This is a genomic window from Streptomyces sp. NPDC021012 (assembly GCF_044333355.1).
In the GTDB taxonomy this organism is placed as follows: Bacteria; Actinomycetota; Actinomycetes; order Streptomycetales; family Streptomycetaceae; genus Streptomyces.
In genome coordinates this window covers 210,095-224,297 of sequence record NZ_JBIRQU010000007.1, presented here as the reverse complement: position 1 = coordinate 224,297, position 14,203 = coordinate 210,095, and the positions used below count along the sequence as shown (strand labels likewise).

Annotated in this window: 13 protein-coding genes; 10 read left to right on the top strand and 3 right to left on the bottom strand. The window is 73.4% G+C overall.

All coding sequences use genetic code 11. The annotated features are described in order from the left end of the window. Positions 1-180: 180 nt before the first annotated feature. Entirely contained in the window at positions 181-1,308 is a 1,128-nt protein-coding gene (locus ACH4TP_RS23940; protein WP_398184770.1) for an aminoglycoside phosphotransferase family protein, read from the bottom strand. Positions 1,309-1,541: 233 nt separating this feature from the next. Here ACH4TP_RS23940 and ACH4TP_RS23935 point away from each other — a divergent pair, with 233 nt between their 5' ends. Then, entirely contained in the window at positions 1,542-3,032 is a 1,491-nt protein-coding gene (locus ACH4TP_RS23935; RefSeq protein WP_389225664.1) for a hypothetical protein, read from the top strand. Between the two features lie 55 nt (positions 3,033-3,087). Here the strand turns inward: ACH4TP_RS23935 and ACH4TP_RS23930 are convergent, their stop codons facing one another. Further along, complete coding sequence (locus tag ACH4TP_RS23930; RefSeq protein WP_398439069.1) at positions 3,088-4,581, bottom strand: PP2C family protein-serine/threonine phosphatase; 1,494 nt, start codon at positions 4,579-4,581, stop codon at positions 3,088-3,090. Positions 4,582-5,036: 455 nt separating this feature from the next. On the opposite strand from ACH4TP_RS23930, the gene ACH4TP_RS23925 reads away from it, so the two are divergent. The 6 genes from ACH4TP_RS23925 (at position 5,037) to ACH4TP_RS23900 (ending at position 9,467) form a co-directional block, all read left to right on the top strand. Next, positions 5,037-6,326, top strand: a complete 1,290-nt coding sequence (locus tag ACH4TP_RS23925) for a hypothetical protein (RefSeq protein WP_398439232.1) — start codon at positions 5,037-5,039, stop codon at positions 6,324-6,326. 97 nt (positions 6,327-6,423) lie between these two features. Then, a complete protein-coding gene (locus ACH4TP_RS23920) occupies positions 6,424-6,651 on the top strand; it encodes a hypothetical protein (protein WP_398439068.1) in 228 nt (75 codons plus the stop codon). Between the two features lie 78 nt (positions 6,652-6,729). Then, a complete protein-coding gene (locus ACH4TP_RS23915) occupies positions 6,730-7,470 on the top strand; it encodes a response regulator transcription factor (RefSeq protein WP_398184779.1) in 741 nt (246 codons plus the stop codon). A gap of 176 nt (positions 7,471-7,646) precedes the next feature. Further along, on the top strand, positions 7,647-8,702 hold the full coding sequence (locus tag ACH4TP_RS23910) for a glycosyltransferase (protein ID WP_389225652.1): 1,056 nt from the start codon (positions 7,647-7,649) through the stop codon (positions 8,700-8,702). Positions 8,703-8,732: 30 nt separating this feature from the next. Then, the gene (locus ACH4TP_RS23905) at positions 8,733-8,921 is read left to right on the top strand and encodes a hypothetical protein (protein WP_388856350.1); all 189 of its coding nucleotides are present in this window, start codon (positions 8,733-8,735) and stop codon (positions 8,919-8,921) included. 30 nt (positions 8,922-8,951) lie between these two features. Beyond that, positions 8,952-9,467 (top strand): GNAT family N-acetyltransferase, encoded by a 516-nt coding sequence (locus tag ACH4TP_RS23900; RefSeq protein ID WP_398184783.1) that lies wholly within the window; start codon positions 8,952-8,954, stop codon positions 9,465-9,467. 171 nt (positions 9,468-9,638) lie between these two features. On the opposite strand, the gene ACH4TP_RS23895 is transcribed toward ACH4TP_RS23900, so the two are convergent. Continuing rightward, positions 9,639-10,190, bottom strand: coding sequence for a YdeI family protein (locus tag ACH4TP_RS23895; protein WP_389226442.1), 552 nt, complete (start codon positions 10,188-10,190; stop codon positions 9,639-9,641). A 206-nt stretch (positions 10,191-10,396) separates the two neighbouring features. On the opposite strand from ACH4TP_RS23895, the gene ACH4TP_RS23890 reads away from it, so the two are divergent. From ACH4TP_RS23890 to ACH4TP_RS23880, 3 genes are all read left to right on the top strand, one after another. After that, positions 10,397-11,383: a LacI family DNA-binding transcriptional regulator gene (locus ACH4TP_RS23890; protein WP_389012718.1), complete on the top strand. Its 987-nt coding sequence runs from the start codon at positions 10,397-10,399 to the stop codon at positions 11,381-11,383. 74 nt (positions 11,384-11,457) lie between these two features. After that, positions 11,458-13,146, top strand: a complete 1,689-nt coding sequence (locus ACH4TP_RS23885; RefSeq protein ID WP_398439067.1) for an ABC transporter substrate-binding protein — start codon at positions 11,458-11,460, stop codon at positions 13,144-13,146. 69 nt (positions 13,147-13,215) lie between these two features. Further along, a complete protein-coding gene (locus ACH4TP_RS23880) occupies positions 13,216-14,193 on the top strand; it encodes an ABC transporter permease (RefSeq protein WP_362650764.1) in 978 nt (325 codons plus the stop codon). The last annotated feature ends 10 nt before the right edge of the window (positions 14,194-14,203 follow it).

Below are 14,203 nucleotides of genomic sequence, written 5' to 3'. Positions count from 1 at the left end.
ACGGGTCCCGGGCCTGGGACGCGTCACTGGAGTGGACCATTGGAGGCGGTTCCACGCGGTTCCCGCGTGTTCCTCGGCGCGGAAGCGCGGAGGCGCGGACAAGCCGGTGCGCCGCGTCCCGGTGTGTCGGCACCGGGCTCACGGCGCACCGCCCCCGTATGGTCGGTCGGACCCGCCCGCTCAGCGCGTCCCGACCGCCGCGCGCACGGCCCGCCGTGCCATGGCGCAGTCGTCGTGCAGCCGCCTCAGCAGCAGCCGCTGTTCCTCGCCGGGCGCGAGCGCCCCCGACGGCACCGGCACGGAACCGGCCGGCGGAGCCTCCTTCATCGTGCGCTGCACCGCCGTCTCGTAGGTACGGATCTCCCGCGTCAGCACGATCATCAGGTTCACCAGGAAGGCGTCCCGGGAGGCCGGGCCCGCCTGCTGGGCGAGCTGACTGATCTGCCGCCGGGCCAGCGGCGCGTCACCGAGCACCGCCCACAGGGTCGCCAGGTCGTAGCCGGGCAGGTACCAGCCCGCGTGTTCCCAGTCGACGAGCACCGGTCCGGCGGGGGAGAGCAGGATGTTGGAGAGCAGGGCGTCGCCGTGACAGAACTGGCCCATCCCCTGGCGGCCGCCCGCGTGCGCCAGACCGTGCAGCAGCTTCTGCAGGTCGTCCCGGTCCCGGTCCGTGAAGAGGCCGAGCTCGTGGTAGCGCGCGATCCGGGCCCCGTAGTCCAGCGGGGCGTCGAAGGTCCCGGCCGGCGGGCGCCAGGCGTTGAGCCGGGCGATCGCGCCGAGCGCGGCCCGCACGTCCGCCCTGGGCGGCGCCTCGACGGGGTGGCGCGACAGCGCCGCCGCCCGTCCGGGCATCCGCTCGATCACCAGCGTGCAGTTCTCCGGGTCCGCGGCGATCAGCCGCGGCGCCCGCACCGGCGGACGGTGACGGACGAAGGAGCGGTAGGACGCTATCTCGTGCCGGAACCGCTCGACCCACGCGGGGGAGTGGTCCAGTAAACACTTCGCGACCGCCGTGGTCCGCCCGGTCGTCCCGACGATCAGTACGGAACGGCCGCTGCGCCGCAGCACCTGCACCGGGTTGAACTCCGGGCAGATCCGGTGGACCGACGCGATCGCCATCTTCAGCTGCGCCCCCTGCGGGCCGGACAGATCGATGCGCCCGCTGACCGGCTGGGTACCGGTGCCGCCCACCCAGCGCCTCGGCCGGACGACCTGCGGCGCGGGGGCGAGGTACGGCCCGGCGCCGGCCGGGACGGTGCGGTGCTGCGGCCGGGGCGGTGCGGACACGGAGGACGATGCTGTGTACATGGAGGTGACAGATCCCTTCGTGCGCCGACGAGTTGCATGCGTCGCCCCGCCCGCCCCCGGTCCGCACCCTGGGGAATGAGGGCCGGTCGGCGGGGCGGGGTGGCGCGTTCCTACCTGACACCCGCGCGCGGGTGGCGGAACATCGAGCGCACCCTGGCGAACCCTGGCGAATTGTCGCCAGGCCTATGACAGGGGGTTACTGTCAACTCAGCCGAGAACCTGGGGGCTTAGACGTGACCGAGCAAACCAACACCCGCCTGGCAGACCTGTTCGGCCTGGCCGGCTGGTCCAAGGGCGAACTCGCGAGACTCGTCAACCGGCAGGCGGCGGCCATGGGCCACCCCCAGCTGGCGACGGACACCTCGCGGGTGCGGCGGTGGATCGACCGGGGCGAGACCCCGCGCGATCCCGTCCCCCGGGTGCTGGCAGCACTGTTCACCGAGCGACTCGGCCGTGTCGTGACCATCGAGGACCTCGGGTTCGTACGACACGGGCGCGCCGGAAGGAAGCAGGACGTCAGGAAGACGGAGAACCCTGACGGGCTGCCCTGGGCACCCGATCGTACGGCGGCGGTCCTCACCGAATTCACGGGAATGGACCTCATGCTCAACCGACGCGGCCTGGTGGGCGCGGGTGCCGCGCTTGCCGCCGGCTCCGTACTCAGCAGTGCCATGCACGACTGGCTGCAGACCGACCCCACACGCAAGAGCGCGGCCCCACGGACCATCGATCCCCTCCACGCCGACCCCGCCGGGTTCGACCGCTACGAGGCCGCCCCCATCGGGTCGGAGGAGATCGAGGCCCTGGAGCACTCGGTGGAGGTGTTCCGCGCCTGGGACGCCTCCCGGGGCGGCGGCCTCCAGCGCAAGGCGGTCGTGGGCCAGCTCAACGAGGTGGGCGGCATGCTCGCCTACCGCCACGCCGACCACCTCCAGCGGCGCCTGTGGGGCGTCGCCGCCAACCTGGCCGTCCTCGCGGGCTGGATGTCCCACGACGTCGGCCTCGAACCGACGGCGCAGAAGTACTTCGTCATCGCCGCCCACGCGGCGCGCGAGGGCGGCGACCGGCCCCGGGCCGGCGAGGCGCTGTCCCGGGCCGCCCGCCAGATGGTGCACCTGGGCCGCCCCGACGACGCCCTCGACCTGATGAAGCTCGCCAAGGCGGGCTCGGGCGAGCGGGTGCTGCCCCGCACCCAGGCCATGTTCCACACCATCGAGGCCTGGGCGCAGGCGTCGATGGGCCGGGGCCAGGCGATGCGCCGCACCCTCGGCGAGGCCGAGGACCTCTTCGTCTCCGACACGGGCGAGGAGAAGCCGAGCTGGATGCAGAACTTCGACGAGGCCGACATGCACGGCATGCAGGCCCTCGCCTACCGCACCCTGGCCGAGCACGACCCGGCCGCGGCGGTCCCCGCGCAGCGCCACGCCAAGATGGCGCTCGAACTGCGGCGCGGCGGGCACGACCGGTCGAAGCTCTTCGACCACATCTCGCTCGCCTCGGCCTGCTTCATCGCCGACGACCCGGAACAGGCCGACCGGTACGCCCGGCTCGCCCTGATGTCGATGGGCGACACCTCGTCCCACCGGACCTGGGACCGGCTGCGGGAGATGTACCGGCTCACCGGCCAGTACGCGGGCTACTCGAGGATCGAGAACCTGCGCGAGGAGATCGAGCTCGCCCTCCCCAGGTCCCCCGTCAACCGCCCCCGGACCGGACAGGCCTGAGCCTCCCCGTCCCGGAGGACGGGGAGGCTCAGGAAGGTCTTCACACCGGGTGCCCTCAGCGGGCGACCCGGACCACCATCACGCAGGCGTCGTCCACGCGGGACTCCTCACCGAACTCCTCCACCACCGCGCGCACGCCGTCCTGCGCCTCCCGCGCCTCCGCGAGCCGGGGGCCGAGGGCGAGCAGCCTTCGCATGCCCGCCTCGTCGTCCCAGCCGCTGCCGCGGGTCAGCCCGTCGGTGTGCAGGACCAGCAGGTCGCCCGGGAGCAGCGGGGTCTCGGCCTCGCCGTAGGCGGCGCCGGTCGTCGCCCCGAGCAGGACGCCCTCGGGCCGCCGGAGCACGTGCCCCGTCCCGTCGCGGAAGAGCAGCGGGGCGGGGTGGCCGGCCTGCGCCCAGGTGAGGGTCTGGGCCACCGGGTCGTACCTGCAGCACATGGCGCTGCCGAGCGCGGGCTGTACGGAGGTCTCCAGGAGCTGGTTGAGGTGGCCCATCAGCGCGGCGGGGCGGATGCCGGCGACGGCCATGCCCCGCAGCGCTCCGAGGAGCATGGCCATGGAGGAGGTCGCGGCGACCCCGTGGCCCGTCAGGTCGCCGACGGTCAGCAGCGCGTCCCCGCCGGGCAGCGCGAGCGCGTCGTACCAGTCGCCGCCGATCAGCCGGGTGCTGGCGGCCGGGAGGTAGTGCGCGGCCACGTCGAGCGGGGCGGGGCCGTCGTGGGCGAAGCGGAGCGAGCCGCGCCAGGGCGGGAGGACCGCCTCCTGGAGCTCGACGGCGACCCGCCGCTCGGTCCGCTCCATCTGACGGCTGCGCTCCAGGCTGTCCCGGCTCTCGCGGACCGCCCGCTCGCTGCGCCGCAGCTCGCTGACGTCTCGGAGGACGGCCCACATGGAGGCGGTGCAGCCGTCGGTGTCGAGCACGGGTTCGCCGGTCATGTGCACGGTGCGCACCTGGCCGTCCGTCCGGACGATCCGGAACTCGCCGTCGATCGGCTTCCCGTCGATCAGGCAGTCCGTCACCATCCCCTGGAGGGCGGGCTGGTCCTCGGAGAGGACCATGGTGGGCATCTCGTCGAGCGACATGGGGCCGCTCTCGCGGGGCCGTCCGAAGATCTGGAACAGCTCCTCGGACCAGCTGACCTCGTCGGTGAGCAGGTTCCACTCGGCGCTGCCGACCCGGGAGAGCAGCGAGCCGGTCCGGGGCGGGGCGGCCACGCCGTACGCCGTGCCGGGTTCGGTCGCGCGCGCGGTGTCCACGGCGGTGCCGGCGGCCTCGGTGACGGTGTCCACGGCCCCGTCCCCGGGAGCGGCGCTCGCCGGGACTCCGGCCCGGAGCTGCCCCAAGTGGGTCCCCAGGTCGTCGAGTTGGTGGACCGCGAGGTCGCACAGGGCGCGCTGCCACCGCTGCTGGGGATCGTCCTCGTCCGCCACGGCGTCCCGGCGCACGGCGTCCACCTCGCCGCGCAGGCGGCGGGTCTGCGAGATCAGCGCGTCCACCGCGCCCGGCTCCGGCGGCTGGGCGGGGCGGTCCGCGAACAGATGGGACGGCATGTCGTACTCCGATACAGGCGCGGCGCGGCCAGGTGTGGAAGGTGGCCCCCGCACGACTGTGGCACAGCCCGGGACGGCCCGTAAGGGATTTGGCAACACTCGATCCGGTGGTGCTTCTGGCATATGCCAAAGGCCCGGCGATTATCGGACAGGGCGCGACGCGTTACGGTGCTGGGGTGGTGAACGACGACGGAATCGGCACGGCGGGCGCGGACACGACGGTCACGGGCGGGGCGGCCGGGAGCGGGTCGGACGCGCGTACGGAAACGGGCGCGGTTGTACGGGAGGGCCGTACGGAAGTGAGTGCGGTCGTGCCGGAGGGGCGTGCGGAAGCCGGGGCGGTTGCGCGGGAGGCTCGTGCGGAAGCGGGCGCGGTCGTGCCGGAGGGCCGTACGCCCAGCACCGCGGCCGCGAGCGCCGTGGTCGCCGGTGCGGGCGCGGCGGCCCCGAGCGCGATGGGCACCGCCGTCCTGCTCGCCGCCGCACCCGCCGGCCGGGGCCGCGCGATGGACGCCGCCTCCGTGCTGCCGGTGCTCGCCGCCGTGCCGCCCGGGGTCCTCACCGGCACCACGGCCGCCACGGTCGTCGAACTCGCCGACCCCCTGGACCCGCAGACCGTCCTCACCCGCCTCCGCGCGGCGGCCGCGAGCCCCGGCCCCCTGGTCGTCTGCCTCGCGGGCCAGCTCCATCTGGACCGCCGGCAGCAGCTGCCCCACCTCGCGCTCGCCCGCACCACCCCGGCGACCCTCCGCTACACGGCGCTGCCCTGGCACTGGCTGGCCGCCGAACTCGGCGCCCGGCAGCCCGGCACCACGACCGTCGTCGCGGACCTCGCGGCCGACCCGGAGGTCTGGCGCCGCCTCACCGCCGCGCCCGGACTGCTGTACCTGGGGCCCGGACCCCTGCTCCACGGGCGCGTGGTGCCCGCCCCGCGCAAGGGCGAGCCCACGACCCCCGAGTACCTGCGCGCCTGGGCCGAACTCCGGCGCTCCGGCGCCCGCTTGACACCGGCCGCCGCCCACGCGGAGGCCGCGGCACGGGCGGTGACGGTGGCGCCCGCACCGGAACCTTTCTTCCTCACGCCCACCCCCGTACCCCCACCGGCCACCATGCCCGCTCCGGGGCCCGTCCCCGCGACCGGCCGGGCACCCGCGCCTGTGCCCGCGTCCGCCTCCGGCCCGGCACCCGCTGCCGCACCCATTCCCCGTCCCGCCCCCGCCCCCCGTCCCGTACCCGTGCCCGCGATCCCCCCGACGATCCCCCCGGCGTTCACCCCCGCGACTCCGCCTCCGCCCCCGTCCTCGTCCCCGCCCGCCGGAACGGGCGGGCCGGTGCCCGTGCCGGACCCCCATCCCGCCATCCTCGCGGCCGCGATGGCCGGTCGGCACGGGGAAGCGGCGGCGGTCGCGGCGGCCTGGGAGCACGAGGCCCTGCGCCGGCACGGACCCCGGTCGATGGAGGCCGTGCACTGGACGGAGGTACGGGCCGACCTCGCCCGCCTCGCCGGGGAGCCGGCCCGCAGCTGCGAGCTCTGGCTCGCCGCCGCCGAGGCCCGGCTCGGGCTGCTGCAGCGCCCGGACGACCCCGACGTCGAAGGGGCCGTCGACCGGGCCCACCACCAGTGGGAGCAGATCGGCGACCCCGAGCGCGCCCGCGCCCTCGGCCCCGTCATGGTCGCCCTCCGGCGACGGGTCCCGGGCAGCCGGCCGGGCGCGCTGGCCGCGCTCACCCGCCGCATGGGCTGAAGCCCGGGACGGGAGCGAGCGGCAGCGGTCCGCTCCTCGCGCCCGTGCGACCGGGGGGCGGTCCGTACGGTGACCGGCAGTCAGATGGCCGCCGCACGTGCCGAGTTGGCGGCCCAGGGGGATCTGGTGCGAGACCTCCTCCGCCGCCGTTCTCGCCGGCCTCCGTGCCCACGGGCCGCGCGAGACCGACGGCCCGGTGGTGCGCCTGGTCACCTCCAGCGGCTACAAGGGCATCGCCACGGCGAAGGAGCCCTTCGCGCCGACGACCCCGGACTGGGAGCCGGTCAAGGCCGCTCTGACCGCCCGGCAGGCCGCGCTGGGCTGACCGGCCCGGTCCCGGTCGGTCGCTCTCCCTCCGGAACGACGAGTGTCACGAAGACCGCGGTCGGCTTATTGTCCAGATATGTCACCCTCTGTCGTTCCGGAGCGGAGCAGGCCCGCCCGGCCCCTCATCCTCTTCGCCCTGACGGACACCCGCGTCGTCGACGTGGTCGGCGGCATGTTGCGCGAGCAGGGGCACGAGGTGCGGCAGACCGTGGACGGTCCCGCCACGCGGCAGGCGCTGCGGGAGCACGAGCCGCAAGGGGTGGTGCTCAGCCTCGAACTGCCCCGCTGCGATCCCTGGGGGCTCCTCCAGGACCTGCGGGACCGGGCCGACGTCATGCCGATCGTCGTCGTCGCCCCCGTCTACATCGAGGTCGACGCGGCCCGCGCCTACCGCTCCGGGGCGGACGACTACCTGACGTACGGCATCTCCCGCGAACAGGGGCTGCCCCGGGTCGCCGCCCGGTTCCGGCGCCTGCTGCCGTCGTCCGGGGCTCCGGGGAACGGCGCGCCCGGCCCGGCCGGGCCACGGGGCATCGTCGTCGACCGGGCCACGCGCGTGGCCCGCGCCGACGGCACCCCGCTCGACCTCACGCCGCTGGAGTTCGACCTGCTCGCCGCGTTCGTCGCCCGCCCCGAGCAGGTCCTCGGCCACGGGTGGCTGCTCGGCGAGGTGTGGGGCGAGAACGAGAACGCCGACGCGCGGCGCGTGAAGTACGCGGTGCTGAGGCTGCGCCGCAAGATCGCCGAGGCCACCGGGGGCCGTACGGGCATCGCCACCGTCCGCGGCGTGGGATACCGCTACCACCGCGTCGACTGACCTGCCGGCCCGCCGACCCACGGCCCGCGCCCGGACGGGACGGAAGTCCCTCCGGACCCGCCGAACGTCCTCCGTCGACACCCCGCAACCAGGCCGCACCCACCGCGCACCCGCCCCGCAACCGCGCCACGGCACCGTCGTTCCAGGACATCCGGAACGGACGGAAGGAAACGGCGGTGGAACTGGTCGCGGTCGTACCGGCGCACAACGAACAGCACGGCATCGTCGCCACCCTCGCCGGCCTCTACCGGCAGACCGTCCGGCCCGACCGGATCGTCGTCGTCGCCGACAACTGCACCGACCTCACGGCGGAGATCGCCGAGCGCTGCGGCGCCGAGGTCTTCGTGACGTCCGCGAACCGGGACAAGAAGGCGGGGGCGCTCAACCAGGCCCTCCCCGCGCTCCTCGACGAGCTTCCCGACGACGCGCTGCTCCTCGTCCAGGACGCCGACACCGTCCTCAACCCGCGCTTCGTCGCCTGCGCCGTGGACGCCCTCGACGAGGACGCGGCCGTCGGCGCCGTCGGCGGCATCTTCTTCGGGGAGGAGGGCGGCGGACTCCTCGGACTGCTCCAGCGGATGGAGTACGAGCGGTACGCGCTGGAGATCCACCGCAAGGGCAACAAGGCCACCGTCCTGACCGGCACCGGCACGGTCTTCCGCACGAGCGTCCTGCGCGAGGTCCGGGACGCCCGCAGGGCGGGCAGGATCGGCGGCGGGGACGGCTACTACAGCCTGGCCTCGCTCACCGAGGACGACGAGATCACCAAGGCCGTCAAGACCCTCGGCCACCGGACCGTCTCGCCCGACGGCTGCTGGCTCGTCACCGAGGTCATGCCGACCCTCCCCAAGCTCTGGCACCAGCGCATGCGCTGGCAGCGCGGCGCCCTGGAGAACCTGCGCGACTACGGACTGACCCGCGTCACCCTGCCGTACTTCGGACAGCAGCTGATGCTCGGCATCGGCGGCCTCGCGCTCGCCCTGTTCGCCACCGCCACCGTCCTCGTCCTGGCCACCGCCGGCTGGCAGGGCTTCTCGCTGTTCTGGGGGGCGATCACGCTGATCTTCGTCCTCGAACGCACCCTGACCGTCCGCCGGGCGGGACGCCGGGCCGTGCTGCTCGCCCTCCCGCTCGTGCCGGAGCTCCTGTACGACGTGTTCCGGCAGCTGGTGTTCGCCCGGTCGCTGATCGACCTCGTCCTGCGCCGCCAGGAGCGCTGGGTCGCCACCTGAGCCCACCCCCACCAACGGAAGGATCACCCCATGTACGGCAAGCCCATCGGAGCGGGCGCGGTAGGTGGCGGAGGCGCGGGCCTGGCCGCCACAGGCGGCGGGATGTCCCCGATCGCCGTGCTGTGCCTCGTCGTCGCGGCGACCACGCTGGTCGCCGCGGGACTCGCCCTGCGCAGCCTCGTCCCCGTCATCCGCGGCGACGTCCCGGAGCGCCGCTGACCCGGCCCCGCGTTCCGGTCCGGTCCTGAGATGATCGGAGCTGTGACCGTCTCCCCGCCCCCCGCCCCGTCCGCCGGCCCGCTCGGCACCGAGCGGCTGGTGCTGCGGCCCGTCCGGAGCGGCGACCTGCCGGCCGTGACCCGACTGTGGACCGACCCCGAGGTACGGCGCCACCTCGGCGGTCCCGTCATCGACTCGGTCATCCGGATCCGGCAGCGGCGGATCGTCGGGGCGCCCGGTTTCCACGCGGTGGTCCGGGCCGAGGACGGTGTCCTCCTCGGGCTCGTCACGGTGGAGGAGGCCGGGCGGGGCGGCGAGACGGAGGTCTCGTACCAGTTCCTGCCCGAGCACTGGGGGCGGGGATACGCGCGCGAGGCCGTCGGCGCGGCCGTGGCACGGGCGCTGGAGACCGCGCCGAGCGTGGTCGCGGTCACCCAGGAGGCTAACCACCGCTCCCGCCGGCTCCTGGAGGCCGTCGGCCTGGACCACGCCGAGTCCTTCGTCGAATGGGACGCCCACCAGGTGCTGTACCGCCGACGACGGTGACGGCCCTCGGTTCGGTCGTTCCCCGCCGCCGACGACGGTGACGGCCCTCGGTTCGGTCGTTCCCCGCCGCTGGAGATGGTGACGGCCCTCGGTTCGGTCGTTCCCCGCCGCTGGAGACGGTGACGGCCCTCAGCTCGACCGTTCCCCCGCCGCCGGCGACGCTGAGGGCCTTTACCCCGGCCGTTCCCCCGCCGCCAGCGCCGCCACCGCCCGTTCGAGCCGTGCCGTCCGCGTCTTCGCGGTGCGGGCCTGCCAGAGGCTGAGGATCACCAGGTAGCGGTCGGTCCTGCCGAGGGCCTCGAAGGCCTCCGCCGCCCCCGGCCGTGCCGCCAGGGCCGCCGCCAGGTCGTCCGGCACGGTCGCGTCCTTCTGGGAGGGGTACGCGGCCTCCCAGCGTCCGTCCGCCTGCGCCGCCCGCACCTCGGCGAGGCCCGGCTCCCGCATCCGTCCGGCGGCGGTCAGTGCCTCGACCTGGCGCACGTTGACCTGGGACCAGAGGCTGCGGGGCCGGCGCGGGGTGATCTTCTGGAGGTAGCTCCGCTCGTCGCGGGCCATGCGCTTGCCGGTGATCCAGCCGTACGCGAGCGTGCCGTCGAGGATCTCCTCCGCGCTGGGGGAGGGCACGTCCGAGCCCTTCCTGCCCAGCAGCAGCCAGATGCCCGGGGTGTCCCCGTGGTGCTTTTCCAGCCAGGTCTCCAGCTCCTCCCCGCCGTCGAACGCCATGACCGCGAGCCCCTCGACCGTCTCCACCGGGCACCTCTTCCCCACCGTCGGACGTCCTCGGTGACCAAGATATTGACAGTGGCCGGAAGGCGGCCGTAACTTGCGTGCAACGTCGCACTAACGCGCGTTACTAAAGCGCGTAACCTAGAGACGCGGCAAAGGCAGGGGGAAGCGACATGGCGGCCGGTGGTCCTCGTAGCGTCACCATGAGCGATGTCGCCCGGCGGGCGGGGGTCTCGCGCACGGCCGTCTCCTTCGTCCTGAACGACCGCCCCGGCGCGGCCATCCCGGACGAGACCAGGCGGCGCATCCTGGCCGCGATCGACGAGCTCGGCTACCGTCCCAACGCGGGCGCCCGCGCCCTCGCCGCCCAGCGCAGCGAGTGGTACGGGCTGATCACCGAGATCGTCACCGCGCCCTTCGCCGTCGACGTCATCAAGGGCGCCCAGGACCGCGCCTGGCTCGACCGCAAGTTCCTGCTGATCGCCGCGAGCGAGGGGGACCGGGCCCAGGAGGCCGCCGCCCTCGACAAGCTCCTCGAACAGCGGGTCGAGGGACTGCTCTACGCCACGACCTGGCACCGGGCGGTCACCCTCCCCAAGGCGGCCCGCGAGGTCCCCACCGTCCTCGTCAACTGCTACGACGCCGAGGGCGAACTGCCCTCCGTCGTCCCCGACGAGATCGGCGGCGGCCACCGCGCCGCCCGCCGACTGGTCGAGGCCGGCCACGAGCGCATCGGGTTCATCAACCTCGACCCCGACATCCCCGCCGCCCTCGGCCGGCGCGAGGGGTACGAGCGGGCGCTGCGCGAGGCCGGTCTGCCGCTGGACCCGTCGCTGGTCGTCTCCGGCCACGCGACCGCCGACGGCGGATACACCGCCGCCTGCGAACTGCTCGACCGCGCCGACCGGCCGACCGCGCTCTTCTGCGGCAACGACCGGATGGCGATGGGCGCGTACGACGCCATCAAGGAACGCGGGCTGCGGATCCCGGACGACGTGGCCGTGGTGGGCTACGACAACCAGGAACTCATCGCCGCCTATCTGCGGCCCAAACTGACCACGCTCGCCCTGCCGTTCGAGGCCATGGGCGCCAAGGGCGTGGACATGCTCGCCGCTCTCGCAGCGGGACAGCCGCTCGACACCCCTCGGGTGATGGTCGACTGCCCGCTGCTCGAACGCTCGTCGGTCTGACCGCGAATCAGATCCGCCGAGTTCTTCCGTCCCGTCTTCGTCCGGTGTGTTGAAGAGAGGAAAGAGCCACCATTATGACACCCTCCCCTGCCCGCGGCCGAGCGCCGCGGGGGCTCCGCCCCGCCCTCGTGGCGGGCGCCGCGGCGACCGCCCTGCTCCTGACCGGCTGCTCCGGCGGCGCGGGAGCGGCCGGCGCCGGAGACACCTCCGGCAACCAGCTCCTCACCATTCCCCGCGAGGACATGGGCACCTTCACGCGGAACTTCAACCCCTTCTCCCCGAAGGCCGCGCCCCTGACCAAGGAGGCGGTCTACGAACCGCTGATGGTCCACAACCCGGCCGACGGCAAGGACACCCCCTGGCTCGCCACCGCGTGGACCCAGGCGCCCGACGGGAAGTCCGTCACCTTCACCCTCCGCGAGGGCGTGAAGTGGTCCGACGGCAAGCCCTTCGCCGCCGAGGACGTCGTCCACACCTTCGAGCTCCAGAAGAAGCTGCTCGGCGGATTCGAGTACCTGGACGAGGTCACCGCCGACACGCCGCAGAAGGTCACGTTCCACCTCACCAAACCGTTCTCGCCGTCCCTCTACGAGATCGGCGGGCACTACATCGTCCCGAAGCACATCTGGTCGAAGATCGCCGACCCGGCCAAGGACACCAACGCCACCCCCGTCGGCACCGGCCCGTACACGCAGGTCGAGCACTTCCAGAGCCAGTCCTACGAGCTGCGCAAGAACCCCTCGTACTGGCAGCCCGACAAGCAGCGGATCGCCGGCATACGCCTGCTCGCCTTCTCCGGCAACGACAGCGCCAACCTCGCCTTCACCAACGGCGAGGTCGACTGGACGCAGGCGTTCGTCCCCGACATCCAGAAGTCCTTCGTCGCGAAGAACCCGAAGACGAACCACTACTGGTTCCCCACCACCGGCGCGATGATCAACTGGCAGCTGAACACGGCCAAGGCGCCCTTCGACGACCCCGCCCTGCGCAAGGCGCTCAGCCGGGCCGTCGACCGCGCCAAGATCGCCAAGGTCGCCATGAACGGCTACAGCGCCCCCGCCGACTGCACCGGCCTGTCGAACGCCTACGACACCTGGCGCGACAAGACCGTCACCGCCGCCTGCGACTGGACCACGTACGACACCAAGGCCGCCGCCCGGGCCCTCGACGCCGCCGGGTACGAGCTCGGCGCCGACGGCAGGCGCACCCAGAAGAACGGCAAGCCGCTCACCCTCGACATCTCCGTCGGCTCCGCCTCCTCCGACTGGATCTCGGTCGCCAACATCATCAAGCAGAACCTCGCCGAGGTCGGCGTCACCGCCACCGTGAAGTCCCCGGACTGGTCCGCCGTCGTCTCCTCGTACGAGACGGGCACCTTCGACAGCGGCATCGTGTGGAGCAACAACGGCGCCACACCGTACGAGTTCTACCGCGGCGCCATGGCCACCACCCAGGTCAAGCCCGTCGGCGAGAAGGCCACCGAGAACTACCACCGCTTCGGCGACCCGAAGGCCGACAAGCTCATCGACGCCTTCGCCGCCACCACCGACCCGAAGACCCAGCGGGCCAGGGCGGGCGAGCTCCAGAAGCTGTTCGCCGCCGACGCCCCCGTCGTCCCGCTCTTCCCCGGACCCGAGTGGGGCGCGTACACCGACGCCCGGTTCACCGGCTGGCCGACGGAGGACCACCCGTACGCGACCCTCTCCAACCGGTCCGTGACCACCGTCCTCGTGCTCACCTCCCTCCGGCCCGTCAAGGGCTAGTTCCGCCCCAGGCCCCGGCGCGCGCCGCCGGGGCCCCGCACCCCGAAACACCCGACAGGGAGAAGAGCAGTGCGTCTCGTCCTGCGCAACCTGGGGTTCTACCTGATCGCCTTCTGGGCCTCCGTCACCCTCAATTTCCTGCTGCCGCGCTTCATGCCCGGAGACCCCGTCTCCCGGATGTTCGCCCAGGCCCAGGGGACGATGCAGCCCGATCAGATCGCCCAGCTGCAGAAACTCTTCGGTCTCGACGACCGCCCGCTGTGGCGCCAGTACGTCGACTACCTCCACAGCGTCGCCACCGGCGACCTCGGCATCTCCATCTCACGCTTCCCGACCCCGGTCTCCGAGGTCATCGGCTCCCAGATCGGCTGGACGCTGCTCCTCGGCCTCACCGCCCTGCTCGTCGCCGCCCTCGTCGGCAACCTCCTCGGCGTCCTCGCCGCCTGGCGCCGGGGCGGGATCCTCGACTCCGCGCTGCCGCCGCTGCTGATCTTCGTCGGCTCGTTCCCGTACTTCTGGCTGGCGATGGGCGCGCTGTACCTCTTCGGCGTCACCCTCGGCTGGTTCCCGCTCCGGCACGCGTACGACGTCGGGCTCGAACCCGCCTTCGACACCGCGTTCCTCGGGAACGTCGCCACCCACCTGGTGCTCCCGGCCCTCACCATCGTGCTCGTCTCGATCGGCGGCTGGATGCTCGGCATGCGCAACACCATGATCGCCACCGCCGCCGAGGACTACATCACCATGGCCGAGGCGAAGGGACTGAGCCCCGCCCGGATCATGTTCCGGTACGCCGCCCGCAACGCCCTGCTGCCGTCCGTCACCAACTTCGGCATGGCCCTCGGCTTCATGGTCGGCGGCGCCCTCCTCACCGAGGTCGTCTTCGCCTACCCCGGCATCGGCTACCAGCTCCTCGCCTCCGTACAGGCCCTCGACTACCCGCTGATGCAGGGCATCTTCCTCACCATCACGGCGGCCGTCCTGCTCGCCAACTTCGTCGTCGACCTCATCCACGTCCGCCTCGACCCGCGCGTCCGCGTCCGCTGAGGAGGGAATC